24 protein-coding genes and 1 tRNA gene are annotated in these 24,456 nt (G+C 70.3%); 12 read left to right on the forward strand and 13 right to left on the reverse strand.

Annotated features, from left to right (window positions below):
* Window positions 1-151: 151 nt before the first annotated feature.
* Entirely contained in the window at window positions 152-679 is a 528-nt protein-coding gene (locus SM611_RS25385) for a hypothetical protein (protein WP_371952425.1), read from the forward strand.
* Between the two features lie 183 nt (window positions 680-862).
* Window positions 863-1,168: a hypothetical protein gene (locus SM611_RS25390; RefSeq protein ID WP_371952426.1), complete on the forward strand. Its 306-nt coding sequence runs from the start codon at window positions 863-865 to the stop codon at window positions 1,166-1,168.
* Between the two features lie 789 nt (window positions 1,169-1,957).
* Here SM611_RS25390 and SM611_RS25395 read toward each other — a convergent pair.
* On the reverse strand, window positions 1,958-2,401 hold the full coding sequence (locus SM611_RS25395) for a hypothetical protein (RefSeq protein WP_371952427.1): 444 nt from the start codon (window positions 2,399-2,401) through the stop codon (window positions 1,958-1,960).
* 244 nt (window positions 2,402-2,645) lie between these two features.
* Between SM611_RS25395 and SM611_RS25400 the strand changes: the two genes are divergently transcribed.
* The 4 genes from SM611_RS25400 (at window position 2,646) to SM611_RS25415 (ending at window position 4,975) form a co-directional block, all read left to right on the forward strand.
* Window positions 2,646-2,927 carry a hypothetical protein gene (locus tag SM611_RS25400; protein WP_371952428.1) on the forward strand — a complete coding sequence of 94 codons (282 nt, stop codon included), beginning with the start codon at window positions 2,646-2,648 and terminating at the stop codon, window positions 2,925-2,927.
* A gap of 416 nt (window positions 2,928-3,343) precedes the next feature.
* Window positions 3,344-3,889, forward strand: a complete 546-nt coding sequence (locus SM611_RS25405) for an SMI1/KNR4 family protein (RefSeq protein WP_371952429.1) — start codon at window positions 3,344-3,346, stop codon at window positions 3,887-3,889.
* Between the two features lie 248 nt (window positions 3,890-4,137).
* A complete protein-coding gene (locus SM611_RS25410; RefSeq protein ID WP_371952430.1) occupies window positions 4,138-4,452 on the forward strand; it encodes a hypothetical protein in 315 nt (104 codons plus the stop codon).
* Between the two features lie 253 nt (window positions 4,453-4,705).
* Window positions 4,706-4,975 carry a site-specific integrase gene (locus SM611_RS25415; RefSeq protein ID WP_371952431.1) on the forward strand — a complete coding sequence of 90 codons (270 nt, stop codon included), beginning with the start codon at window positions 4,706-4,708 and terminating at the stop codon, window positions 4,973-4,975.
* Between the two features lie 590 nt (window positions 4,976-5,565).
* On the opposite strand, the gene SM611_RS25420 is transcribed toward SM611_RS25415, so the two are convergent.
* Window positions 5,566-5,650, reverse strand: a tRNA-Tyr gene (locus SM611_RS25420).
* Window positions 5,651-5,800: 150 nt separating this feature from the next.
* Between SM611_RS25420 and SM611_RS25425 the strand changes: the two genes are divergently transcribed.
* Window positions 5,801-6,289 (forward strand): YajQ family cyclic di-GMP-binding protein, encoded by a 489-nt coding sequence (locus SM611_RS25425; protein ID WP_371952432.1) that lies wholly within the window; start codon window positions 5,801-5,803, stop codon window positions 6,287-6,289.
* A 106-nt stretch (window positions 6,290-6,395) separates the two neighbouring features.
* Here the strand turns inward: SM611_RS25425 and htpX are convergent, their stop codons facing one another.
* The 7 genes from htpX to SM611_RS25460 form a co-directional block, all read right to left on the reverse strand.
* A complete protein-coding gene (htpX, locus tag SM611_RS25430; protein ID WP_371952433.1) occupies window positions 6,396-7,250 on the reverse strand; it encodes a zinc metalloprotease HtpX in 855 nt (284 codons plus the stop codon).
* Window positions 7,251-7,315: 65 nt separating this feature from the next.
* On the reverse strand, window positions 7,316-8,779 hold the full coding sequence (locus SM611_RS25435) for an NADH-quinone oxidoreductase subunit N (protein ID WP_371952434.1): 1,464 nt from the start codon (window positions 8,777-8,779) through the stop codon (window positions 7,316-7,318).
* Window positions 8,779-10,278: a complex I subunit 4 family protein gene (locus SM611_RS25440; protein ID WP_371952435.1), complete on the reverse strand. Its 1,500-nt coding sequence runs from the start codon at window positions 10,276-10,278 to the stop codon at window positions 8,779-8,781. Before SM611_RS25440 ends, SM611_RS25435 begins: the two co-directional genes overlap by 1 nt.
* Window positions 10,275-12,278 (reverse strand): NADH-quinone oxidoreductase subunit 5 family protein, encoded by a 2,004-nt coding sequence (locus SM611_RS25445; protein WP_371952436.1) that lies wholly within the window; start codon window positions 12,276-12,278, stop codon window positions 10,275-10,277. The genes SM611_RS25440 and SM611_RS25445 overlap by 4 nt, the downstream gene beginning before the upstream one ends.
* Window positions 12,275-12,652 carry an NADH-quinone oxidoreductase subunit NuoK gene (gene nuoK / locus SM611_RS25450; RefSeq protein WP_371952437.1) on the reverse strand — a complete coding sequence of 126 codons (378 nt, stop codon included), beginning with the start codon at window positions 12,650-12,652 and terminating at the stop codon, window positions 12,275-12,277. Before nuoK ends, SM611_RS25445 begins: the two co-directional genes overlap by 4 nt.
* A complete protein-coding gene (locus tag SM611_RS25455) occupies window positions 12,652-13,182 on the reverse strand; it encodes an NADH-quinone oxidoreductase subunit J family protein (RefSeq protein ID WP_371952438.1) in 531 nt (176 codons plus the stop codon). Before SM611_RS25455 ends, nuoK begins: the two co-directional genes overlap by 1 nt.
* Window positions 13,179-13,715, reverse strand: a complete 537-nt coding sequence (locus SM611_RS25460) for a NuoI/complex I 23 kDa subunit family protein (RefSeq protein ID WP_371952439.1) — start codon at window positions 13,713-13,715, stop codon at window positions 13,179-13,181. The genes SM611_RS25455 and SM611_RS25460 overlap by 4 nt, the downstream gene beginning before the upstream one ends.
* 520 nt (window positions 13,716-14,235) lie before the next feature.
* Here SM611_RS25460 and SM611_RS25465 point away from each other — a divergent pair.
* Window positions 14,236-14,907 (forward strand): helix-hairpin-helix domain-containing protein, encoded by a 672-nt coding sequence (locus tag SM611_RS25465; RefSeq protein ID WP_371952440.1) that lies wholly within the window; start codon window positions 14,236-14,238, stop codon window positions 14,905-14,907.
* Between the two features lie 6 nt (window positions 14,908-14,913).
* Here the strand turns inward: SM611_RS25465 and SM611_RS25470 are convergent, their stop codons facing one another.
* Genes SM611_RS25470 through SM611_RS25485 form a run of 4 tightly spaced genes read right to left on the reverse strand, consistent with a single transcriptional unit; the run spans window position 14,914 to window position 18,009 of the window.
* Window positions 14,914-15,867, reverse strand: coding sequence for a complex I subunit 1/NuoH family protein (locus SM611_RS25470; RefSeq protein ID WP_371952441.1), 954 nt, complete (start codon window positions 15,865-15,867; stop codon window positions 14,914-14,916).
* Window positions 15,860-16,483 (reverse strand): NADH-quinone oxidoreductase subunit C, encoded by a 624-nt coding sequence (locus SM611_RS25475; RefSeq protein ID WP_371952442.1) that lies wholly within the window; start codon window positions 16,481-16,483, stop codon window positions 15,860-15,862. Before SM611_RS25475 ends, SM611_RS25470 begins: the two co-directional genes overlap by 8 nt.
* Window positions 16,480-17,610, reverse strand: a complete 1,131-nt coding sequence (locus SM611_RS25480; protein WP_371952443.1) for an NADH-quinone oxidoreductase subunit B — start codon at window positions 17,608-17,610, stop codon at window positions 16,480-16,482. Before SM611_RS25480 ends, SM611_RS25475 begins: the two co-directional genes overlap by 4 nt.
* A gap of 27 nt (window positions 17,611-17,637) precedes the next feature.
* Window positions 17,638-18,009: an NADH-quinone oxidoreductase subunit A gene (locus SM611_RS25485; RefSeq protein WP_371952444.1), complete on the reverse strand. Its 372-nt coding sequence runs from the start codon at window positions 18,007-18,009 to the stop codon at window positions 17,638-17,640.
* A gap of 377 nt (window positions 18,010-18,386) precedes the next feature.
* Between SM611_RS25485 and SM611_RS25490 the strand changes: the two genes are divergently transcribed.
* The 4 genes from SM611_RS25490 to SM611_RS25505 all read left to right on the forward strand — a co-directional run bounded on the left by SM611_RS25490 (window position 18,387) and on the right by SM611_RS25505 (window position 24,362).
* Window positions 18,387-19,454 (forward strand): hypothetical protein, encoded by a 1,068-nt coding sequence (locus tag SM611_RS25490; protein ID WP_371952445.1) that lies wholly within the window; start codon window positions 18,387-18,389, stop codon window positions 19,452-19,454.
* A 273-nt stretch (window positions 19,455-19,727) separates the two neighbouring features.
* A complete protein-coding gene (locus SM611_RS25495) occupies window positions 19,728-21,101 on the forward strand; it encodes a hypothetical protein (RefSeq protein ID WP_371952446.1) in 1,374 nt (457 codons plus the stop codon).
* Window positions 21,102-21,427: 326 nt separating this feature from the next.
* The gene (locus SM611_RS25500; protein WP_371952447.1) at window positions 21,428-23,269 is read left to right on the forward strand and encodes a 2-oxoacid:acceptor oxidoreductase subunit alpha; all 1,842 of its coding nucleotides are present in this window, start codon (window positions 21,428-21,430) and stop codon (window positions 23,267-23,269) included.
* A complete protein-coding gene (locus SM611_RS25505; protein WP_371952448.1) occupies window positions 23,262-24,362 on the forward strand; it encodes a 2-oxoacid:ferredoxin oxidoreductase subunit beta in 1,101 nt (366 codons plus the stop codon). The genes SM611_RS25500 and SM611_RS25505 overlap by 8 nt, the downstream gene beginning before the upstream one ends.
* Window positions 24,363-24,456 lie beyond the last annotated feature (94 nt).

The raw sequence follows: 24,456 nt of genomic DNA on the forward strand, positions 1-24,456 counted from the left end.
AAGACGGACTCTCCAAGAAAGAGATCATCCGCTGCCTCAAACGCTACATCGCCCGCGAGCTCTACCAGCTCATCACCACACCAAACGATCACGATCTAGCCGCTTGACATCCATAGGAGCATCCCTCAAGCTTCTCGATCGCCTGCACAACATGCAGACGCTCCAGTATCTGGACAGGCGGAAGCAGATCGCGAAGTCCCGCGAGACCCTGTCGGTCATGGCGCCCCTGGCTCTTCGCCTGGGACTGGACAACGTCGCCGGCGAACTGGAGACACTGGCCCGAGCACGGCTCCATGACCCCGCACCCGCCAGGATGAGTACCCGGCCGTTATCTTGGGCCGCCGTTCTCCTCCCCCGTGACGTCAGGTCCCGATACCTGGACGAATGGCTCGGCGAACTCGACGTCCTGCCGACCGGGAAGGACCGCCTCCGCTTCGCCTGGCGAGTACTGGTGAGCGCGCCTTACCTGGCACTGATCCTGCGCGACGCGACGTGGACCGCCGCGCTCTGCTGGATCCTGCGCTCCAACCTGCGCACCTGGCCGCCCCTGATCGCACTCCTCGCCTGGATCACCGCAGAAGCGGCACGAAACAACCTCGGCGATGCGGCGGTCGTGCTCATCACCGTCCCGCCCGTCCTCAACACGGGCGTCAAATGGCTACGAGCCAAGTTCACCTGACCACTCGGCGGCGAAGCCCTGCTTCGTCCAGATTCCCGATTCTGCACGTAGAGTTGATGACCTGCGGAAACATTCTGAATCCCGTCTCATTGAACAGCCCCGTGGTGCCTTGATCCGGGGGTGGCCGCAGAAGGCGCCCTTTTCGACCTGTCGGAGGACTCGGCCGTATGCGAGCATCCCGGGATGGTTGAGGTGACGTTGGACGTGGACGCCGATCCGGTGCCCTTGCTGATGGTGCAGACCGAGACGTGGGAGGTGCATATCTGGGCGCCTCTCGCGGACTTGGCTCGGCTGGACGGGATCCGTGAAGCACGCTGGGACGAGCGGCGATCCTTGATGGTGGGCGTCTGCGCAGGCTCGCCGGTCTTCTGGTCGGTGTCCGGGGACGAGCGGGCAACGATGCTGATCGGCCAGGATGACGAGACATGGGATGCGGCGCTGATGATTCCTCTCACAACCGTTGATGAGATCGTCGCCCTTGCGCGCTGATACCGAGCCGGCGGCGGCGCGTCCCGTGGCGGCCGATTGAGGCGCGGCCGGCGGAATCTTCGCGATGCGCGGCCTGATGCGGCCGTCCGGTGACCGGCCCAGGCCCCGGCTTGTGGCCACGCAGCGACCTGAGCGCCACGGCCCTTTGATAACTGACCCGATCTACTCCCCGGGCGCTCGGTGCGTTCGAGGGCCCTCCTCCGATTTGCGGAAACACTCACGAACTCCTTCCCCGTACATCCTGGGGACGGTGACCTCCGGGTGCGGCCGTCAGCGTCTCGATTCACGCGCCTCATGTCGCCTGACCAGCAGTAACGCTCCAAGTCCCGCGAGGTCACCCGCCATTCCGCGTATTCTCCGGATCTTGAACCGCCCCGGTGCACGCTCCCCCGACGTCCCTCCGCTACGACCGTGACGCCGCATCGCCTGCGATGCCGTGGGAATGGCCTCCTCGCTTCCCGGAGGCTGGACGATCGAGCGAGTACGCACACTGTCAGGTGACGACAGTGCCGCAGTGCCGGTCGCTGTCCTTCCTGCACCTTCCTCCCCCGGCTCGCATGAGACCTGCATTTAGCGGCAGACGCGTTCTGTCAAGGGTGGCGAAGCCACCACGCAGTGACGCCCAAAGGGCGCCTTTGCGGGTTCCGGCCGCCGCCATCCTCGACAACTCGGGGTCGCAAGGAGCCGCACCCTTCCAGGCGGTCGGCGCGCCTCTCCTTCACAGCACCGAGACGCCCCGCCCGAGGCGACCCGAACCGGACCACGACCAAGCTCGCGAAGGAGCGGGGATCAGCACGGACGCTCTTGGTAGACAGAGCTTGCGACCGGCCGGTGTACGCCGATGATCTCCCATTCCGATCGACACTCGATCTCGTCCAGCACCGTGGCAAGCGACGGCTCACCCGCTCCGCCTGACCACCATCGGCTGTACGTGCCTAGGGCTTCGAGCGCAGGCGTGGGCTCGTATTCCATATCACAGCGCACTTGGATGAGAGCCTGAGCGAAGTCCTCATCGACGTCGAACTGACGGCAGAAGCTGAGGACGAAGCGGCGCGGCCCCTCCAAGGAGTAGGTGCCGTACTCATACAGCAGGGCGTCTTCCTCGACTTCAACCGGATGACGCATGAATTCGCCGAATGCCTTCCAAGCCGGTCGGGGTTCGAGCTCGCGCACCTCTTCGCCTGCGGCTTGCAGACACATAAGCAGCTGCAACCGTGCATCCTCGACTCGCATAAAAGGTCCGCCCTTGCGCCTGGGTGGGTGTCAAGCCTATCCATCGAAGACGCCTTATCGGCGGGGCGACCGAGCCAGAGACGCACAGAGCTTCAGCATGACCGCTATAAGTGACGTCAGCGATCGGAGCGAGCGGAAACGGGCGGGCAGACGCTGACCAGGTAACGCCCGCCGCGACCCGTTGCAGGTATCCGTCCGGCGAGGACCGTCCCTATGAGGCTGCGCTCCTCGCCATACTCACACCATGGACACATACGAAGGTGCGGCCCGTCTGGAGTGGTGGGCGAACCGTGACACGTGCTTGTGCTCCGTTAGCGTCGCCATCGCCATTGTCAGCGACGACTCGGGATGGCGCGTCTCGGCGACCTTCGTTCCTCCGCTGAACGGCGAAGACCGGGAAGGCTGGATGTTCCTCATGGCGCTGTCGCCCTATTGCACCCTGCGGTTCGACGATGACGAGGATGCCACGGTCGATGTACGCGTCGAGGAACCGAGCGAGGGAAAGCTGGTTCTGTCCGCCGTGTAAGGCAGCGGCACCGCAGCAGTGTGACCCACCGCGAAGCACTCGGGGCCAGTGGACCGGAGACAACCCCCAGGGAACGGCGCAGCCGACCGGCGACCGATGCCCCAACGACCGCCTACGTCGTTACTCAGCGTTGCCTAGGATGCCGCGGGCTTGCACACGGAAGTCCTTCACCGCCTGGTAGAGCCGGCGCTCTTTTGTCGAGTCCTGCGTCCATGGTCACATTGTGGCGTCACGATCCCCGACCAGCGCGGCAACTCCCTGCCGGCCCATCCGTGGAGACCGAGCGCGCCACGACAAGGTCAGAGTTTGAGCGATGAAGCTCGAAATCTCATATGGATGCACGGCCTGAGTCTGTCTATGCTTCTGGGTGAGCCGCTCGGCTTCGCTACGGAGGGGATGGACACGTCGTGGACTAGATGTGGAACCGTCACGTGATCCTGGCCGCTCTCGCCTCATTGGGAGACAAAGGTGAGTTGGGGCCGCCGTGCCCCCTAGACCACGTTGTGGACGTGGAACGACGACTCGATGTCCGTCTTCCTTCGTCGTATCGCAACTTCGTCCTGCAAGTCGGTGACGGCGGAGCCGGTCCGGGCCAAGGTCTGTGGCCGCTTCGCCGATCCATCCGCTGGGCGGACCGCGGAGTCTACGCGCCCCGATATCTGGCCACACCGTTCCCGTTCACCGCTCGGGTACCCGGTGAGTACTTCGATGACCTGGACGAGGGCGGACACTACGACGACCTGTTGACCGGCTCCATGATCATCGCTGAGATCGGGCATGGATCGTACTTCCGAATGGTCGTGACCGGGCCGACCAGCGGGCAGGTCTGGCGTGACGACGTCCGCCGCCCGGGCGGCTCGCTCAGCCCCGGCCTCGACTTCGCCGACTGGTACACGAACTGGCTAAAGCGCCTCGGCGCTCTCGCCGGAACCCCTCGCGGCCGTCGGCGACTCGTTGATTGATCAGCGTGAAGACGAACAGACCAGGTTCCTGCCCTCGCCGCCGTCCCGTGAGCTTCCCACCAAGCGCTGGATCGCCAGCGCGACAAGGCCAGAGGACCACCAGAATTTCGGCACGAACGGCCACAGAAGGGCCCGCTAACGATCAGAGACAGCCGGACGCAAGCGCGGCGACGTCTGCTGGCGTCGCCCTTCGACTGCTGTCACCTCTGAAGCGCCTCTACAAGGGAAAGAAGGTCACGACCTACACCGTGCGCTGGAAGGTCGCTCGGAAGACCTGGAAAGAGCCGTTCCGCAACGCGGCACAGGCCGATGGCTTCCGCTCATCCCTCCTCACGGCGGCCCGTAAGGGTGAGGCATTCGCCGTGAAGACCGGTCGTCCCGCCTCCTGGGATCGGGAGGAGAACGCGGTCACCTGGTTCGCGTTCTCCCTCGACTACTGCGCGGCCAAGTGGCCGTACGCCTCCCCCAACCACCGGCGGGGCATCGCTGAGGCGCTCACGGACGCCACCGAGGCTCTGTTGACCACGGGCAAGGGCGCTCCGGCGGGCGGCCCTGCTGCGTGAGGCTCTCCGCACCTGGGCGTACAGCGCCGTCTGCAGAATGGCGAGACCGAACCGCCCGAGCATCTGGCCTCGACCGTCCGCTGGCTGGAGCGGAACACGGTCGACATGAGCGACCTCGCGCCCGACCGACAGAGGCCGCAACTCGCACGCCAAGTCCTCGACAGGCTGAGCCGTCGTCAGGACGGGTCTCCGGCGGCGGGCAGTACGGCGACGAGCAAGCGGGAGACCTTCAACAACGCCATGGAGCACGCCTGTGAGCGGCCGCATCCTGCCGGTCAACCCGCTGACTCTCGTGAAGTGGACTCGGCCGCGAGTGGCGCAGACGCTTGACCTTCGGGTCGTCGCCAATCCCGACCAGGCGCGGCGGCTCCTCGACGCCGTCCGGTGCCAGGGCAAGCGCGGTGAGCGCATGGTGGCCTTCTTCGTCATGTACTACGCCGCGCTGCGGCCAGAGGAGGCGGTGGACCTGCGGCGGGATGCCCTCGTGAGCCTGCTGACGACGGCTGGGGCGAGATGCGGCTGACGCACGCCGAACCGCGTAGCGGCTCCCGGTGGACCGACAGCGGCAAGCCACGGGACCGGCAACCCCTCAAGCACCGGGCACCCGGCGAGACCCGACCTGTGCCGATTCACCCGGAACTCGTCACGCTGCTGCGCCACCACATCAAGGAGTTCAGCATTCCGGCGGGTGGCCGGCTGTTCGTCGGGCCGCGCGGCGGGATCATGACTGACCGGACGTACCTCGGGGCCTGGCATAGGGCAAGGGCGGCGGCGCTGAGCGAGCGTGAGGTGCCGTTGGCTAAGACGCCGTACGACCTTCGGCACGCTGCCGTGTCGACGTGGCTCGGGGCCGGTTGTGCCTCCGGCTCAGGTCGCCGAGTGGGCGGGGCATAGCGTCGCCGTCCTGCTGCGCGTCTACGCCAAGTGCGTGGCCGGTCAGGAGGAGGACGCCAAGCGCCGAATCAGTGAGGCGACCAGGCCAAAGAGCCCTTAGAACTTCGGCACGTATTCGGCACAGCCACCCGTAGAAGGCCGTTAACGATCAGAGACAGCCGGACACGACGAGAACAGCCCCTGACCGGGTTACGCCTGGTCAGGGGCTGTTCTGTGTGGTGGTGGCGGGTGCAGGGTTCGAACCTGCGTAGGCTAAGCCGACGGATTTACAGTCCGCTCCCATTGGCCACTCGGGCAACCCGCCGTGGTGTCGTCTCTGCGACGGCACTGGAAAGAATAGCGGACGTCGGGAGTGGGTGTGACATCGAGGCGGACGTGCGGGGCGTGGGCTTGATCGCGGGGAGTCGATACGCTCTTCGGATCGCGAAGGTGCTGCTGAGGGGATGTGTGTGCGATGGCCGACAGCTCTTTTGACATCGTCAGCAAGCTCGACCGGCAGGAGGTCGACAACGCGCTGAACCAGGCCGTCAAGGAGGTGGCGAACCGGTTCGACTTCCGGAACGTGGACGCGGGGATCAAGTGGTCCGGGGAGTCGATCGAGATCCAGGCGAACACCGAGGAGCGGGCCGGTGCGGTGCTGGACGTGCTGAAGGACAAGCTCGTGAAGCGGGGGATCTCGCTGAAGGCGATCGACGCGGGTGAGGCGAAGCTGTCCGGGAAGGTGTACAAGCTGAGCGTGGGGCTCAAGGAGGGCATCGCTCAGGAGGACGCCAAGAAGATCGGGAAGATCATCCGGGACGAGGGGCCGAAGGGGATCAAGGCCCAGATCCAGGGGGACGAGCTGCGGGTCAGCTCGAAGAAGAAGGACGATCTGCAGGACGTCATCGCGCTGCTCAAGGGCAAGAATCTCGATGTGGCCCTGCAGTTCGTCAACTACCGCTAGTCGACTCTGAGAGCGCGCCGGCCCCATCCCCCGCAGAAGGGGCCGGCGTGCTCTCGTGTTCTATGACGCGGTCGGGGCCGCGGTGGTTCGGATGGATTCGGTGGTTCTAGCGGCGGCCCGCCATGCGTTCGAGACGCGCGATGCGGTCGGCGGTGGGCGGGTGGGTGGAGAAGAGCTTGCCGATGCCGGCGCCCGAGAAGGGGTTGGCGATCATCAGGGAGCTGGTGGTGGCGAGTTCGGGGTCCTGCGGCAGCGGCATCGCGCGGGTGCCGGCGTCGATCTTGCGGAGGGCGGCGGCGAGGGCGAGCGGGTCGCCGGTGAGGCGGGCGCCGGCGGCGTCGGCGGAGTACTCGCGGGTGCGGGAGATCGCCATCTGGACGACGGCGGCGGCGATCGGCCCGAGGACGAGCATGAGGAGGGCGCCGAGGATGCCGGGGCCGTCGTCGTCGTCGGCGCGGCCGATCGGCAGGAAGATCGCCAGGTGGGACAGGTAGGTGATCACGGTGGCGATGGCGGCGGCGACCGACGAGATCAGGATGTCGCGGTTGTAGACGTGGGAGAGTTCGTGCCCGAGGACGGCGCGCAGTTCCCGTTCGTCCAGGATGTGGAGGATGCCGCGGGTGCAGCAGACGGCGGCGTTGCGCGGGTTGCGGCCGGTGGCGAAGGCGTTGGGCTGGCGCGTCTCGGAGATGTAGAGGCGCGGCATCGGCTGCCGGGCCGAGGTGGACAGCTCCCGGACGAGCCGGTACAGCATCGGCGCCTCGACCTCGCCGACCGGGTGGGCGCGCATGGAGCGCAGCGCGATGCGGTCGCTGAAGAAGTAGGCGACGCCGTTGGTGCCGATGGCGATGACCAGCGCGATCGTCAGCCCTGCGGTGCCGCCGAACGTCCATCCGGCGACGAGCATCAGGGCGGACAGCGCGCCGATCAGTGCTGCCGTCTTGACGCCGTTGCTGTGCACTTCCGTTGCCTCCCCGTCGACTCCGGCATGAACATCAACGGTTTGACCTGGGTCAACGTTCCCGGCTAGATGGCCCGCGCCACGGTCTGCAGGACGATCTGCGGCGCGACCGACAGCACGACCGCGGCGGCGGCGGTGGCGGCGATCGCGACGCGGACCGGCAGGCCGGGGCCCGTGTGCGGCTCGTCCGCTGGGGACGGCGTGAACAGGCGGACGGTCCAGGCCAGGTAGTAGTACAGCCCGATCACCGTGTTGATCGCCAGTATGACGGCCAGCCAGGTGGCGTCGCCCGCGACGGTGGCGCGGAAGACGACGACCTTGGCGAACAGGCCCATCACGCCGGGCGGGAGGCCGGCGAGGCAGATCAGGAAGAAGGCGAGGGCGGTCGCGGCGGCGGGGCTGCGGCGGGCGAGGCCGCGGTAGTCGTCCAGGGTGCGGCGGTGGTGGAAGCCGATGACGACGGCGAACGCGCCGAGGTTCATGACGGCGTACAGGGCGACGTAGGCGACGGTGGCGGCGACGGCCTCGGCGAGGCGGTGCTCGCCGGCGGCGAGGGGCGCGAGCATGTAGCCGGACTGGGCGACCGACGACCAGGCGAGCAGCCGGATGGCGGTCCGCTGCCGCAGCGCCATCAGGTTGCCGACGGTCATGGTGAGGGCGGCCAGGACGGCGATGACCGGCGCCCATACGTGCGCGTACGCGGGCAGGCCGAGGGCGAGGACGATCGCGAGCCCGGCGAAGCCTGCGGCCTTCGACACCACGGACAGGAACGCGGCGACGGGCAGCGGGGCGCCCTGGTAGACGTCCGGTGCCCAGAAGTGGAACGGGACGGCGGCGACCTTGAACGCGAACCCGGCGAGGACGAGGACGGAGCCGACCGCGGCGATCGGGTCGAGGCCGGCGTCCAGGCGCGAGAGGGCGGGGGCGATGCGGTCCATGTGCATGGCGCCGGTCGCCCCGTACACGAGGCTGATTCCGAACAGCATGACCGCGGTGGAGACGACGGAGACGAGGAACAGTTTCAGCGCGGCCTCGGACGCCGTCCCGTCGTAGCGGCGGAGCGCGGTCAGCGCGAACACCGGCAGCGACAGGGTCTCCAGCGCGACGAGCAGCAGGACGAGGTCGCGGGCCGCGACCAGGGCCAGCGCGCCGATGACGGCGGCGAGCAGCAGGAAGTGGTACTCGCCCACCGGCAGCTTCGAGTCGGTGATCTCCCGCAGGGACAGCAGGACGATGATCACGGCGGCGCCGAGGACGATCCCCTGGAACAGCAGCGTGAAGTCGTCCGCGACGTAGGAGCAGGAGGGCGGCCCGCCGGAACGCAGGCCGTCCGGCAGGCAGAACGTGGCGCGCCGCTCGCCGGCCGCGAGCACGATCACGGCGATCAGCGCGGCGAGCAGCGACCCGGCCGACAGCAGGGACAGCGCGCGCCGCGGCAGGTCGAACGCGTCGGCGAGCAGCAGCCCGAGCGCGGCGAGGGCGAGGATCAGCGGCGGCGCGATCGCCGCGTAGTCGATGCCCTGGATCATCAGCCGCCTCCGAACAGCGCGCGGACGGGGCCGGTGGTCACGTCCAGCAGGGTCTTCGGCCAGAGGCCGACGAGGAGCGTGAGCGCGATCAGCGGCGTCCAGGCCGCGTACTCCTGGACGGAGACGGCCGCGACCGGCGCCGGGCGCTCGGGCGAGGGGCCGTGGGTCAGCTTGGCGAGCATCCGCAGGAAGTAGGCGGCGGTGAGGGCGGCGCCGAGCGCGGCGACGGCCATGAACGTCACGAACGTCTCGCGGGGCAGCCCGGCGTGCGGGCGGTACGCGCCGATCAGGGCGAGGACCTCGCCCCAGAACCCGGCGAGGCCCGGCAGCCCGAGCGAGGCGACGGACGCGAACGTCAGGATGGACGCCAGCCGCGGTGACGTGCCGAGCATGCCGCCGCCGATCGCGGCCATGTCGGTGGTGCCCCAACGGTCCTTGACCGAGCCGGCGAGGAAGAACAGCAGGCCGGTGATCAGCCCGTGCGCGATGTTGCCGAACAGCGCGGCGTTGATCCCGACGGGGGTGAGGGTCGCGATGCCGAGCAGGACGAAGCCCATGTGCCCGACGGACGAGTAGGCGATCATCCGTTTGAGGTCGCGCTGGGCGAGGCAGGCGAGCGCGCCGTAGATGATCCCGATGACGGCGAGCAGGCCGAGCCACGGCGCCCAGAACTCGGCGCCGTCCGGGGCGAGCGGCAGCGCGACGCGGACCAGCCCGTACGTGCCCATCTTCAGCAGGACGCCGGCCAGGAGGACGGACCCGACGGTCGGCGCCTCGGTGTGCGCGTCCGGCAGCCAGGTGTGCAGCGGCCACATCGGCGCCTTGACCGCGAAACCGATGCCCATCAGCGCGAACGCCGTGATCTGGATGCCGCGCGAGAGCCCGGACCCGTGCCGTTCCGCGAGCACGGTCATGTCCAGCGTGCCCGACTTCGCGCCGACGAGGAGCATCCCGGCGAGGAGGAGGCCGGAGCCGAGGAGGGTGTAGAGGATGAACTTGTAGGCGGCGGCGCGGCGCCCCGTCCCGCCCCACAGCATGATCACCACGTACATGGGGACGAGGACGGTCTCGAAGAAGACGAAGAACAGCACGAGGTCGAGGGCGACGAACGTGCCGAGCATCCCGATCTCCAGGACGAGCAGGAGCGCGGTGAGCAGCCGGATCCGGTCGCCGGCGGGCGGGTGCCGCAGCGTGTAGAGGAAGCACAGGAACGTCAGCAGCGCGGTCAGGACGACCAGCGGCAGCGAGATCCCGTCCACGCCGAGGTGGAAGCGGAGCCCGATCGCGGGCGCCCAGGCGCGGTCGACCTCCAGTTGCATGCGGGACGTGGCGCCGAAGTCGAACGCCGTCATGGCGGAGATCGCGACGAGCAGTGTCGCGCCGGACACGGCCGTCCCGAACGCGCGGACGGCGAAGCCGGTGCGCAGGAACCGGTTCGCCGGGACGAGCATGGCGAGGGCCCCGAAGAGGGGGATCGCCATCATCAGCACGAAGATCACAGGAAGATCACCACCCCGGCCACGATGACGACGACGCCGGCGAGCAGGCCGGTGAGGTAGGTCTGCGGGTTGCCGTTCTGCGGGACGCGGAGGAGCCCGGCGAGGCGCCGCGCGCCACCCGCGGTCCCGACGACGGCGGCGTCCACTCCGGCGCGGTCGAACGTGACGACGAACCGCGCCAGTGCCTGGACGGGACGGACGATGGCGGCCGCGTACAACTCGTCCACGAAGAAGGCCCGCGCGAACGCGGGACGAACCGGGCCGAGCGCGCGCGCAGGATCCAGTGCAGGGTCACGGTTCCACACCAGGAAGGCGGCACCCGCCCCCAGCAGCAACAGCAGAACGCTGAGCAACGACGCCCCGAGGTGGGGACGCAGTTCCGGAGCCCCCAGCCCGAAGAATCCGAGGATCGCGGCGGGGACGGCCAGCGCCGCGACCGTCCACGACATGAACTTCGACGGCTCCCGGATCTCGTACGAACCGCGCGGCTCACCGAAGAACGTCATCAACCATGTGCGCATCGCGTAGGCCGCCGTCAGCACGACCGTGATGAGCAGCCCCAGATACACCAGCCACGCCACCCCGCCCGGCAGAGTCACTTGGCCAGGCCCGACGATCACCAGCCGCTGCATGTCCACCCTCGCCACAAGGCCATCGCAGATCGTCGAGGCATCGGGACACTTGGGCGGCCCTGGAACGTCGGAAAGCGGCGGGTATGCGGACCAGCCCGCCCGTGTGGAAGCCTCCGACCAGACACCGCCGTTGGTGGCGGAGTGTTGTGCGGCCTCGATGACGGAATCCTTGGAGAACCAGCCGCTGAACGGCGGGACGCCCGCGAGCGCGGCCAAACCCACCGTCATCGACCAGAACGTGATGGGCATGCCGCGCCGGAGCCCGCCGTAGCGCGCCAGCATGTTCGACCCGGCCGTCACGATCACGCATCCGGCGGCGAGGAACAGCAGGGCCTTGAACGCGCCGTGCGTCAGCAGATGGAAGATCGCCGCGGACTTCGCGCCGACCGCGAGCCCGGCGGCCATCACGGCGAGCTGGCTGATCGTCGAGTACGCCAGGACGCGTTTCAGGTCGTCCTGCGCGAGGGCGGCGCACGCCGCGCCGACCATGGAGATCACCGCGGCGAGGGCCAGCACGGTGCGGGCGCCGGGGGTCAGCAGGAACACGCCGTAGAGTCGCGCGACGACGTAGATCCCGGCCGCGACCATCGTGGCCGCGTGGATCAGCGCGCTGATCGGCGTGGGGCCGGCCATCGCGTCCGGCAGCCAGGTGTGCAGCGGGAACTGCGCGCTCTTGCCCGCGACCCCGGCGAGCAGCAGCAGCGCCGCGGCGGTGACCGTCGAGCCGGGCAGCTCGCCCGCCCGCGCGAGGACCCCGGAGATCTCGAACGTCCCGGCGCCGACGCCGAGGACGATCACGCCGATGAGGAACCCGACGTCGCCGAGCCGCGTGACGAGGAACGCCTTCACCGCCGCCCGCGAGTTCGCCCGGTCCTCCCAGTGGTGGCCGATCAGGAAGTACGAGCAGATGCCCATGACCTCCCATCCGGCGTACAGGACGAGGAGGTCGCCCGCGTACACGACCAGCAGCATCGCGGACGTGAACAGCGAGATGAACGCCGCGTAGGACGAGTACCGCCGGTCGTCCTTCATGTAGGCGACCGAGTACACCTGGACGGCCAGCGCCACGCAGCAGACCATCAGCGCGACCACGGCGGACAGGCCGTCCACCTGCAGCCCGACCCGGATCGGCACCGACCCCGTGTCGACCAGCGCGAGCATGCCCGTCCGCACGCCGGGGTCGCGCCACACGGCGAACGCGACGATCGCCGACAGCACCAGCGACACCGCGACCGGCGCGCACGCGAGCACGCCCGGGCCGCCGCCCGGCACGCCCCGCACGGCACGGGTCAGGGACGGGCCGAACAGCATCCCGGCGAACGCGGCGAGGAACGGCAGCAGGGCCGTCAGGGAGGCGAGCCAGATCATGGGGCGTCGACCGCCTCGGGCTTGGAATCCGGCTCAGCCGGGGGTTGCGGGCGCGGCGGGGCGTCCGGCTCCTCGGCCAGGGTGCGCAGCCGGTCGACGTCCACCATCTGCCGGTTCCGGTACACCAGCAGGACGATCGACAGCCCCAGCCCGATCTCCGCCGCCGCGACCACGATCGTGAACAGCGTGAGGACCTGCCCGCCGTGCAGCTTGTCCCGGTACCAGACGTCGAACGTGACGAGGTTCAGGTTGACCGCGTTCAGCATCAGCTCGACCGACATCAGGACGAGGATCGCGTTGCGGCGCGCCAGCACCCCGTACACGCCGACGGAGAACAGCAGCGCGGCGACGACCGTCGGGTAGGCGAGATGCATCAGCCGTCCTCCCCAGGGCCGGGCCCGCCGGGACCGATGTCGGACCGCGACAGGACGATCGCGCCGACCAGCGAGGCCAGCAGCAGCACCGACAGCACCTCGAACGGGAGCACCCACGTCCGGAACACGGCGGCGCCGAGCGTCTCGGCCGACCCGCCGCCCGCGTCCAGTTCCATCCGCTCGTCCCGGAAGCCGACGGCCATCAGCGTGACCAGGACGGCGGCGGTGGCGACCGCGACCGCCAGCGCCGCCCACCGGTTGCCGGAGTCGAGGTCGGCGGACTCCCCGATCGGCGCCCGCGTCAGCATGATCCCGAACAGCAGCAGGACGACGATCGCGCCGACGTAGATCAGGACCTGCACCCAGGCGACGAACTCGGCCGTCAGCACCAGGTAGCCGCCGGCGAGCGCGCCGAACGACACCACCAGCCACAGCGCCGCGTGGACGAGCTGCCGCGTCGTCACCACCAGGATCCCGGACCCGACCGCGACCACGCCCAGCAGCGTGAACACGATCTCCTGCCCGCTCATCCGGCCGCGCCCGGACGGCGCGCGGCCCGCGCCGCCGCCTTCTCCGCCGCGCCGACCTCCTTCGGCGGTTCCGCCGCCGGGTCGTGGGCCTGCGGCGGCGGGACGGTCCACATCCACTCGCGCAGCCGCTCCTTCTCGTGCGTCAGCTCGGCGATGTCGTACTCGGCGTACTCGAACTCCGGCGACCAGAACAGCGCGTCGAACGGGCACACCTCGATGCAGATCCCGCAGTACATGCAAAGCGCGAAGTCGATGGCGAACCGGTCGAGGACGTTGCGGGTCCGGGGGCGTCCGCCGCCCTCGGCCGGGAGGGTCTCCTTGTGGGAGTCGATGTAGATGCACCAGTCGGGGCATTCGCGGGCGCACAGCATGCAGACGGTGCAGTTCTCCTCGAAGAGCGCGATGACGCCGCGGCTGCGCGGCGGCAGATCGGGCTGCACTTCGGGGTACTGACGCGTTATGGACCGCCGCGTCATCGTCCGCAGCGTGACCGCCAGCCCTCTGGCCAGCCCGCCTCCTGGTAGCCGTCCCACGCGCCCCATGATTGCGCACGATGGGCGCGGGGGGAACGCGAAGGCCCCAGCGTTCGTCCTATCTGGAGTAGTCCGTGTGGTACGCGCGGGACCGGGCAGAGAGGGCGAAGGAGGGGCCCTTGCCGTCTGACATCAGCTCCCCGGACATCGCCGGAGCCTGCTCCGGCAACGGCCCGACCAGCCACGATCCGCATGATCTGCCCGTTACAGAAAGTAAGTGCGGCTGTACGAAGATTGCGGACCGCGCGCCGGGGAACTTCGACACTGGGCGGTCCCCGCTCCGCCGGGCCCCTGCTGACAGAGTCCGCATTCCCCGCCGGCCTGCGGGCCGGGGCACCCTTCGGAGGACTGGGTGAGTCATCACGCAGACCACCCCCGCGATCCCGACCCGGGCCGACGCTCCCGCCCCGCCGCACCGGGCCACACCCAGCCGGGGCGGGCGGCGCACGGTCACCCGCAGTCCGGGCATCCTCCGGCGCCGCGGCCGTTCGCGGCCCGGCCGCCATATCCCGGACCGCCCATGCCCCCTCCTCCGCCGCCACCGCCGATGCTGCCGCTGCCTTCGGAGGCGACCAGCGGGATGCTGTGGGCCTTCGTGCCGTTCATCACACTCGGCTACGGGACGCCGTTCTCGTTCCTCTACGCCGCGCTGCGCCGCGGGTCGTGGCAGCTCGGCGCCACCGCCGCGGGGTACGGCGTCGGCACCGCCACCGTCCTCGCCATGGTGCAGACCGGCAACCAGTTCCTGACCGTCTTGGGGTCGTTCCTGGCGATCCTGCTGTGGCTGGCCGGGACCGGGCACGCGTTCGCGGTCCGGACGTCCGTCTTCCCCGGGGGGGCGCCCCGCAGCCAGCAGAACGAGCGCGCCATCGAGGTCGCCAAATACCGCCGGACGCTGCGGGAGCAGGCCCGGGCGCTCGCCGCCGAGGACCCGGCGCTCGCCCGCGAGCTGCGGATCGGCCGCCCCGACGTGCCCCGGACGTACGACGACGGCGGGCTCGTGGACGTCAACCACGCGCCGCGCGAAATCCTGGAGGCGCTGCCCGGCATGACGCCGGAGATGGTCGACCGCGTCCTCCACCGGCGCGAGGAGCAGGGCGGCTTCCTGTCCGCGGAGGAGATGGCGGTGGACGCCGACATCCCGCCCGACGCGCTGCCCGAGATGGCCGACTTCACGATCTTCCTGCGGTGACCGCCCTCAGAGCGCGACGCTGAGGACGCCCGTCAGCGCGAGCTGCGCGAGCGACAGCGGGACGAGCCACGCCCAGGCGAGCTTCTGCAGCTGGTCCTCGCGCATGCGCGGGTAGCTGACCCGCAGCCAGATGACGCAGAACGCCAGCACGGCGATCTTGAGCAGCGTCCAGAGCCAGCCCAGCTCGGTGTTCAGGAACGGGCCCTTCCAGCCGCCCAGGAACAGGACGGCCGTCAGCGAGCAGAGCACCACGATCCCGGCGTACTCGGCGAGCAGGAACAGCGCGAACCGCAGCCCGCCGTACTCGGTGTACGGGCCGAAGATGATCTCCGAGTCGGCGACCGGCATGTCGAACGGCGGGCGCCGCAGCTCGGCGAGGCCCGCGACGAAGAACACCACGCCGCCGACCGCCTGCCACGGCAGCCACCACCAGCGCCACTCGTCCACGATGCCCTGCAGCGACAGCGTGCCCGCGGCCATCGCCACCGACGACGCCGCGAACACCATCGGCAGCTCGTACGACATCAGCTGCGCGGCGACCCGCATCCCGCCGAGCAGCGAGTACTTGTTCGCCGACGCCCAGCCCGCCATGATCGCGCCGATCACGCCGACGCCCATCACGGCGAGCGCGAAGAAGATCCCCGGCCCGAGGTCGAGCGCGACCTGCCCGCCGGGCCCGACCGGGATCACCAGCAGGACCAGCAGGTAGGGGACGAGCGCCACGCCCGGCGCCAGCTTGAACACCCACCGGTCGGCGTCGCGCGGGACCACGTCCTCCTTCTGCGCGAACTTGACGCCGTCGGCGACGAGCTGCGCCCAGCCGTGGAAACCGCCCGCGTACATGGGGCCGAGGCGGCCCTGCATGTGCGCCATCACCTTGTGCTCGGCCTGCCCCACCAGCAGCGGCAGCAGCGCGAACGCGGCGGCGACCAGGACCAGCTTGACGACGATCTCAAGCATCGGGGCCCTGCCCTTCCGGAGGCCGGGCGGACTTCGCGCGGCCCTCGGCCCGCGGGCGCTCCGCCGCGGCCGCCCACGGCCCCTCTTCGGGCACGCCCGGCGGGCGGACGCGGCGGCGGCTCGGGGCGCCGTGGCCCGACTCGCCCGGTTCCTTCGCGCCCGGCCACGGCTTCGCGACACGGGCGGCGAGCACGAAGTCCTTGCGCAGCGGATGGCCCTCGAAACCGTCCGGGAGCAGCAGCGGGACGAGGTTCGGGTGGCCCTCGAACAGGATCCCGAACATCTCCGCCGTTTCGCGCTCGTGCCACGCGGCGCCCCGGTAGACGCCCGTCGCCGTCGCCAGCACCGGGGCCCGCTTCGGGACGCGGGTCCGGACCAGCAGATGGTGGCGGCGCTCCAGCGAGTAGACGTGGACGACGACGGCGAAGCCGTCCTCCAGCTCGTCCACGCCGGTCAGCCAGTCGAAGAAGCCGCAGGCCAGGTCGTCGCGCGCGAAGGTCAGCGCGTCGAGCCAGTGCTCCGGCGGGACCCCGACGGCGAGGCCGCCGAACGTCTCCTCCATGCTGACCTCGTCGCCGAAGCGGGCCGTCCAGGCGTCCGCCAGCTCGGCGCTCACCGGTCGCGCCCGATCTGGTCGTCGTGGTCGTCGTGGTCGTCGTGGTCGTCGCCGACCAGCCCGGGGATGATCGACGGATCGTGGTCGGACGCCCGGCGGCGCCTCCCGCCGCGCCGGCCCCGTCCCTCCGCCGCGGCGGGCTTCTCCTCCGCCGCGGGGTGCTCGGCGGCGTGCGGGTCGTCCCCCAGCGTCGGGACGGGCGCGGTGGCCTGGTCGTCCTCCAGCGCCGGGACGGGTGCCGTGGTCTGGTCGTCGCCCGCCACGTCGTCCTCCAGCACGGGCACGGGCTGGGTCTCCGCCTCGGCCGGGTGGGCGGCGGGCGCCCGGTCGCCGGTGTCCCGCACGGCCTCGGTGTCCTGAGTGGTCCCGATGTCCTGAGTGGTCTCGGTGTCCTGAGTCGGCCCGGTGTCCCGGGCGGTCTCGGTGACGTCGGCGTCCCCGAGGTGCTCGACGGGGACCGTCTCGTCGTCGGCCGCCGCGCTCTCCCGGCGCGCCTCCTCGCCCATGACGTTCCAGTGCTCGAACGTCTCCTCCTCGTCCGGCGGCGGGGGCGGCAGGAGGGGGCGGCGCAGCACCGTGGCCGACAGCGGGCGCGGCGGGGGCGGCGGGGTGCGGGCGTCGCCGTTCGCGTACCGGTCGCCGAGCGACTCCGCCGCGATCTTCTCCTGCAGGTGGACGATGCCCTGCAGCAGCGCCTCCGGACGCGGCGGGCAGCCGGGCACGTACACGTCCACCGGAATGATCTGGTCGACGCCCTTGGTGACGCAGTAGGAGTCCCAGTAGGGGCCGCCGCAGTTGGAGCAGGCGCCGAACGAGATGACGTACTTGGGCTCGGGCATCTGCTCGTACAGGCGCCGCACCGCCGGGGCCATCTTGTCGCTGACGGTGCCGGAGACGACCATCAGGTCGGCCTGGCGGGGCCCGGGCGCGAACGGGATGACACCGAGCCGGATGAAGTCGTGCCTGCTCATCGACGTGGCGATGAACTCGATGGCGCAGCAGGCCAGGCCGAAGTTGAAGACCCAGAGCGAGTAGCGGCGGCCCCAGTTGAGCACGAACTTGATCGGCTTCGGCGCGACCCGCGACAGCGGTCCCACGCTCGGCGGCGGTAGATCGATGGTGCCCACAGCGCCATTGTTACAGCGCCCGGCACCTCAGACCCAGGAGAGGACGCCCTTCTTGCCCGCGTAGGCGAGCCCGGTGGCGAGGAAGGCCAGGAAGACGAACATCTCACCGAGCGTCGTCGCCCCGTAGCCGGGCGCGGAGAAGACCGTCGCCCAGGGGAACAGGAACACGGCGTCCACGGCGAACACCACGTAGAGGTAGGCGAAGACGTAGTAGCGCACGTACGAGTGGGCCCAGCCCTCGCCGACCGGGTCGACGCCGCACTCGTAGGTGGTCAGCTTCTCCGCCGTCGGACGGTGCGGGCGCAGCATCCGGTTGGCGGCGAGCGCGCCGGCGACGATCCCCGCGCCGGCGAGGAGCAGCACGACCACGACGACATATGTGTCGAAATAGTTATGCACCGGGTTCTCCTCGCGTGCGTCTCATCGAGTATCCCCTCTGGAGCAGGGCCAGGGGAGTGTGGCGTCGTACCTCCACCCCGGAGGATCACAATGTCATGGTTTTGCTGCACACTAGTTTTGCATTGGGTCAGGTTGACCTGGAAGGACGTGACCGGATGAGCAACCCCCCGCCTCCCCCGGGCTGGGAATCCCCGGGCGGTGCCTCGTGGCCGCCTCCGCCGCCACCGGCGGGCCCCGGCGGTCCCGGTCCGGTCGGACCCGGAAGCCCTGGTGGTCCGGGCGGTCCGGGCGGGCCTCCCCCGCCCGGCGGCTTCGGCGGCGCTGGCACGCCGCCCCCCTTCTTCCCCCCGCCCCCCGGCGCCCCGATGGGCCCCGCCATGCCGCCGCCGAAGCGCGGCGGAGGCGGCGGGCTCGTCATCGGGCTGATCGGCGGCGGCCTCGTCTTCCTCATCATCATCGCGGTCGTCGTGTACGCGGTGACGGTGAGTGGCGGGAAGTCGCCGGAAGAGAAGCTGACCGCCGCCGCCGCCAACATGGACACCGCCCGCGCCGTCGGGCTGAAGGGCACCTTCGGCGGCGCCGAGACCCTGCGCGGCGAGCTGAACGTGACCAAGGGCGGCCGCGCGATGGGCCCCGTCACCTGGGGCGGCGACAGCGTCACCGTCCTGTCCGCCGACGGGAAGCTGTTCGTGAAGGCCGACAAGTCGTACTGGAACCGGGAGATCTCCTCGTCCGACGACCCGTTCTTCCTGCAGTCCGGCGAGCAGTGGGGACGGCTGAGCGACGACGAGCTCGACCTCGACTTCAAGACGGAGCTGACGCCGGCGGCGCTGGCGTCCAAGCTGCGCTCCGCCCGGACGTCGAGGGTCAAGCCCCTGGAGACCACGTGGCAGGGCAAGAAGGCCCTCAAGTTCAGCACCTTCTCGTCCACCATCTACATCACCGATGACGACGACGCCGAGCTGATGCGCTACGAGGCCACCTCGCCGCGCGTCGCGGTGGACGTCACCCCGAAGGACTCGGGCGACGCCTCGTCCCTCATCTCGGACATGCGGTCGAGCATGGGCGAGCTCAAGGACGCCTTCAGCACCGCCGGCCGTCCCTCGGTCAGCGAGTGGAAGAAGGGCGGCTGCAACGGCAGCTCCGGCTGCACGGTCCAGGCCAGCATCCGCCCGCCGTACAACGTGGAGAAGCCCGTCACGATCGACGTGCGGTTCCGGCTCACGGCCGGGACGCTGACCGGCCGCGACCTCGGCGACTGCACGACCCGCATCACCATCAGCGGCACCAGCCCCGAATGGGCGAGCTGCCGGGTCAGCTCCAGCGCCTGGCGGAGCTGGGCCAAGTCCACCGGCGGCACGTTCTACAAGCACGCCCAGTACAAGGTGATCGGCGCCACGTCCGCCGAGGTGCAGTCGCTGCAGAACGGCCTCGACAGCGAATGAGCCGCAGGTGAGGCGCGGGGTGCCCGGCACCGCGCGCTGACCCCGGCCACCGGGTGCCCGGTGGCGCTCCTCCCCGCCCGGGGGGGGAAGCGCCGCCGGGCACCCTTATGCTCTGTGGAGACGCCCCTCCCGGGCCCCGGCGGCCGCCCTCCACCCCCCGTAGACGGTCCCGAGCCTCGCCGACGCCCTCCGGAGGACGCCTTCAGTTCCCTTGCTTTGTGCCTGACGGTCGGGCCGGACCGGCCCCGGAAGTGAGAGCAGAGTGAGCCGCGAGTGAACGCTGAACAGGACGATCCGTCACCTCAGCACGAGCCGCCACCCCAGTACGAGCCGCCATCGCAGCACGAGACGTCCCCTCGGCCGGGCGGCGGTTCCGCCATGGACGGGCCCGTCCCGCCCGGCGGGGTCATGCCGGGGAAGAGCGGGCGGCAGCGGCGCGGGCGGGGCGCGCGGATCATCGCCGTCGCGGGGGCGGCGGCCGTCGTCGTGGTCGCCGGCGGCGCCGTGGCCGCGCTCGCGTTCGGCGGGGACGGCGAGCCGCCGAAGAGGAAGGCCACGCCCACCGTGTCCGCGCCGCCGCCGGCGTGGACGGTCGCGGCGGGCCGCGGGCTCACGTCCGGGACGGGCGTGCGCTACGACGGCACCATGACGCTGAAGGGCCGGCCCGTCCAGGCGCATCTGCGGGTGACGCCGTCGGGTTCGACGACCGGACGGCTCGTCGCGGGCACGCTCACGGCGGACATCGTCGCAGTGGACGGCGTCACCTACGTCAAGGCGGGCCTCGCGTTCTGGCGCGACTACGCCGGGGAGATCACGCACCCCGACCACTACGCCGGCCGCTGGTCGAAGGCGCCCGCGTCCGCGCCGGGCTTCGACGTGCCGCAGGTCCTCGGGCCGAAGGCCATCGCGAAGGCGCTGGCCAAGACGTCGGGGAACCCGCCGACGGAGGTCGTGAACGGCGTGCGGGCGTACCGGGTCAAGACCGCCGCCGCCGAGTACCTGGTCATGGCGGCCGCCCCGTACCGGCTGCTGTCGGTGCGCGCCGCCGCGCAGAGCGCGCCGCGGTTCACCGCCGCGCCGGTGGCGGCGCCCGCGACGCTGTTCGCCGAGCTGCGCCCGAGGGTGGCCGCGCTGGGCGGCGCGGGCGACCCGAACCTGCGCTTCCGGCCGGGGACGCTGACGTTCAGCAACTGCGAGCAGAACACGAACGGCTGCACGGTCAGCCTGCCCGCCACGCTGACCGCCCCCGAGACGGCGGTGCCGGACGGCGCGCGCGCCGCGCTGCTGGCGTCGATCACGTCCAGGGGCAGGCCCCTCGGCTCCTGCCGGACGTCCGGGGACGTGCAGGGCGACCGCTCGGTCGTGCTGCGCTGCACCGTCACCAGCAGGCTGTGGCGGGACTGGATGAAGAAGGCGCTCGACAACCCCGGCTCGTACCCGTACGAGGCGTCCGCCCGCGTCGTCGGCGAGGCGCTGGACGCGGCGGACGTCCCGGAGCTGCTCGCCCAGGTCGACCGCGAGCGCACCGCGGTGCTGAAGCCGGATCCGGCCACGCCGAATCCGGCCACGTCCGCGCCGGGCGCGCCCGCGGCCGAGCGCTCGGACGGTCCGGAGGTCGCCACGTCACGGTCACCAGGGCGGCCCTGAGGCACCGGTCCAGGGGCGGTGCCGCCGCCCGGGTCCGGCGCTGTCTACACTTCGCATCGTGAACTCCACGCCCCTGGGGAGCCGCGGCTCCTCGACGCGCCCTGCGCGACGCCTGGTCAGGCGGCTGCACGTCGACCTGTGCCGGCAGCGCAGCAGCCTGTGTTCGGGATGAACTAGGACGCCGCCCCAGGTCGTATCTCCCGGTGAGCGGTCGTCCCGATACCACCATCCGATCCCGGACATACCATGAAGGTAAGCCTAAGTAGCATCACGATCCCGGGTGCCTCCCCCGGGAAGGGTGCTGCCCGTCGAGGAGGTCTTCCTCTGTGACCAAACAGGTCCAGCAACTCGACCGCGTCATCATCCGCTTCGCCGGAGACTCCGGCGACGGCATGCAGCTGACCGGTGACCGCTTCACCCAGGAGACGGCGGCGTTCGGCAACGACTTGTCGACGCTGCCGAACTTCCCTGCCGAGATCCGCGCCCCCGCCGGGACGCTGCCCGGCGTGTCGAGCTTCCAGCTCCACTTCGCCGACCACGACATCCTCACGCCCGGGGACGCGCCCAACGTGCTGGTCGCGATGAACCCGGCCGCCCTCAAGGCCAACCTCGCGGACCTGCCGCGCGGCGCCGACCTCATCGTCAACACCGACGAGTTCACCAAGCGCAACCTCACCAAGGTCGGCTACGAGGCCAGCCCGGTCGAGGACGGCTCGCTCGCCGAGTTCCGCGTGCACGCGCTGCCGCTGACCTCGATGACGGTGAAGGCCCTTGAGAACTTCGACATCTCCAAGAAGGACGCGGAGCGCGCGAAGAACATGTTCGCGCTCGGGCTGCTGTCCTGGCTGTATCACCGTCCCACCGAGGGGACGCTCGGCTTCCTGGAGCGCAAGTTCGCCACCAAGCCCGAGATCATGAAGGCCAACATCGCGGCCTTCCAGGCGGGCTGGTCCTACGGCGAGACCACCGAGGCGTTCTCGGTGCAGTACGAGATCAAGCCGGCCGAGCACGAGCCCGGCCTGTACCGCAATATCACCGGGAACCTCGCGCTCGCGTACGGGCTGGTCGCCGCGGGCGTGCAGAGCGGGCTGCCGATCTTCCTCGGCTCGTACCCGATCACCCCGGCGTCCGACATCCTGCACGAGGTCAGCAAGCACAAGAAGTTCGGCGTGCGGACCTTCCAGGCCGAGGACGAGATCGCCGCGGTCGGCGCGGCGCTCGGCGCCTCGTTCGGCGGGTCGCTCGGCGTCACCACGACGTCCGGGCCGGGCATCGCGCTGAAGAGCGAGACGATCGGCCTCGGCGTCGCGACCGAGCTTCCGCTGCTGGTCATCGACGTGCAGCGGGCCGGGCCGTCGACCGGGCTGCCGACCAAGACCGAGCAGGCCGACCTGCTGCAGGTCATGTACGGCCGCAACGGCGAGGCGCCCGTCCCGGTGATCGCGCCGCAGTCCCCGTCGGACTGCTTCTACGCGACGATCGAGGCGGCCCGGATCGCGGTGAAGTACCGCACGCCGGTGATCCTGCTGTCGGACGGCTACCTCGCGAACGGCTCCGAGCCGTGGAAGCTGCCGGACGTCGCGTCGCTGCCGACGATCGAGCCGAACTTCGCCGCGCCCTCGCAGGAGGACTTCCAGCCGTTCAAGCGCGACCCCGAGACCCTCGCCCGGCCGTGGGCGATCCCGGGGACGGCCGGGCTGGAGCACCGGATCGGCGGCCTGGAGAAGGCCGACGGGTCCGGCAACATCTCCTACGACCCGTCCAACCACGACACCATGACCCGGCTGCGCCAGGCCAAGGTGGACGGTATCGCGAACGACATCGAGCCGCTCGCGGTGGACGACCCGTCCGGCGCGGCCCGCGTCCTCGTGCTGGGCTGGGGCGGAACGTACGGGGCGATCTCCGCGGGCGTCCGGCGGGTCCGCGCGACCGGCCGGAACATCGCGCAGGCCCACGTGCGGCACCTCAACCCGTTCCCCGCGAACCTGCCCGAGGTGCTGCGCTCCTACGACAAGGTTATCGTCCCGGAGATCAACCTCGGCCAGCTCGCGATGCTGCTGCGCGGCCGGTTCCTCATCGACGTGATCGGCTACAACCAGGTCCGCGGCCTGCCCTTCAAGGCGGAAGAGCTGCAGGGCGTCATCCAGGATGTGATCGACAGTGAGTGAGAACGGCTCCTCGAACGGGAACGGCGCCGGGAACGGAAACGGCGCCGGCAACGGGAAGTCGCTGCTCTCCCTCGTCCCGAAGGCGGACGGGAAGCAGACGCTGAAGGACTTCAAGACCGACCAGGAGGTGCGCTGGTGCCCCGGGTGCGGTGACTACGCAATCCTCGCGGCCGTCCAGTCCTTCCTGCCGGAGCTCGGGCTGCGCCGGGAGAACATCACGTTCATCTCGGGCATCGGCTGCTCGTCGCGGTTCCCGTACTACATGAACACCTACGGGTTCCACTCGATCCACGGCCGCGCGCCCGCGATCGCGACGGGGCTCGCCACGTCCCGCCCGGACCTGTCGGTGTGGGTGGTGACCGGCGACGGCGACTCGCTGTCGATCGGCGGCAACCACCTGATCCACGCGCTGCGCCGCAACGTCAACCTGAAGATCCTGCTGTTCAACAACCGGATCTACGGGCTGACGAAGGGCCAGTACTCGCCGACGTCCGAGCTCGGCAAGATCACCAAGTCGACGCCGATGGGCTCGCTGGACGCGCCCTTCAACCCGCTGTCGCTCGCGATCGGCGCGGAGGGCACGTTCGTCGCCCGCACGATCGACTCCGACCGCAAGCACCTCCAGTCGGTGCTGCGGGCGGCGGCGCAGCACCGCGGCACCGCGCTGGTGGAGATCTACCAGAACTGCAACATCTTCAACGACAACGCGTTCGAGCCGCTGAAGGACGCGTCGGTGCGGGACGACATCACCGTCCGGCTGGAGCACGGTGAGCCGATCGTCTTCGGGGCGGACCGGTCCAAGGCGCTGCGCCGGACGCCGTCCGGGTCGTTCGAGGTGGTGAACGTCGCGGACGTCTCCGCGTCCGAGATCGCCGTCCACGACGCCCACAACCCGGACCCGTCGCAGGCGTTCGCGCTGTCGCGGCTGGACCAGCCGGCGTTCGAGCACACCCCGATCGGCATCTTCCGGGACGTGGACCGCCCGTCCTACGACGAGCTGATGCGGGCCCAGCTCGACGAGGCGGTCGAGAAGCAGGGCGAGGGCGACCTCGCCGCGCTGCTCGGTTCCGGCGACACCTGGCGCATCGATTAGTCGCATCCGTTAATCGGGTTTTGCGCAGGCCCGGCCCCGGATTGTCCGGGGCCGGGCTTTTTCTTGCGTATTGAAGGCCCGCGAACGGGGCACT

This window comes from Actinomadura monticuli, from assembly GCF_041463655.1.
Classification (GTDB): domain Bacteria; phylum Actinomycetota; class Actinomycetes; order Streptosporangiales; family Streptosporangiaceae; genus Spirillospora; species Spirillospora monticuli.

Coding starts and splice junctions, on each gene's coding strand:
- SM611_RS25455 (WP_371952438.1), bottom strand. CDS start 13,182: ATGAGCGGGCAGGAGATCGTGTTCACGCTGCTGGGCGTGGTCGCGGTC.
- nuoK (WP_371952437.1), bottom strand. CDS start 12,652: ATGCATCTCGCCTACCCGACGGTCGTCGCCGCGCTGCTGTTCTCCGTC.
- SM611_RS25405 (WP_371952429.1), top strand. CDS start 3,344: ATGTGGAACCGTCACGTGATCCTGGCCGCTCTCGCCTCATTGGGAGAC.
- SM611_RS25390 (WP_371952426.1), top strand. CDS start 863: ATGGTTGAGGTGACGTTGGACGTGGACGCCGATCCGGTGCCCTTGCTG.
- SM611_RS25470 (WP_371952441.1), bottom strand. CDS start 15,867: ATGCTTGAGATCGTCGTCAAGCTGGTCCTGGTCGCCGCCGCGTTCGCG.
- SM611_RS25425 (WP_371952432.1), top strand. CDS start 5,801: ATGGCCGACAGCTCTTTTGACATCGTCAGCAAGCTCGACCGGCAGGAG.
- SM611_RS25465 (WP_371952440.1), top strand. CDS start 14,236: ATGCCCCCTCCTCCGCCGCCACCGCCGATGCTGCCGCTGCCTTCGGAG.
- SM611_RS25385 (WP_371952425.1), top strand. CDS start 152: ATGCAGACGCTCCAGTATCTGGACAGGCGGAAGCAGATCGCGAAGTCC.
- SM611_RS25490 (WP_371952445.1), top strand. CDS start 18,387: ATGCCGCCGCCGAAGCGCGGCGGAGGCGGCGGGCTCGTCATCGGGCTG.
- SM611_RS25395 (WP_371952427.1), bottom strand. CDS start 2,401: ATGCGAGTCGAGGATGCACGGTTGCAGCTGCTTATGTGTCTGCAAGCC.
- SM611_RS25435 (WP_371952434.1), bottom strand. CDS start 8,779: ATGATCCAGGGCATCGACTACGCGGCGATCGCGCCGCCGCTGATCCTC.
- SM611_RS25400 (WP_371952428.1), top strand. CDS start 2,646: ATGGACACATACGAAGGTGCGGCCCGTCTGGAGTGGTGGGCGAACCGT.
- SM611_RS25445 (WP_371952436.1), bottom strand. CDS start 12,278: ATGATCTGGCTCGCCTCCCTGACGGCCCTGCTGCCGTTCCTCGCCGCG.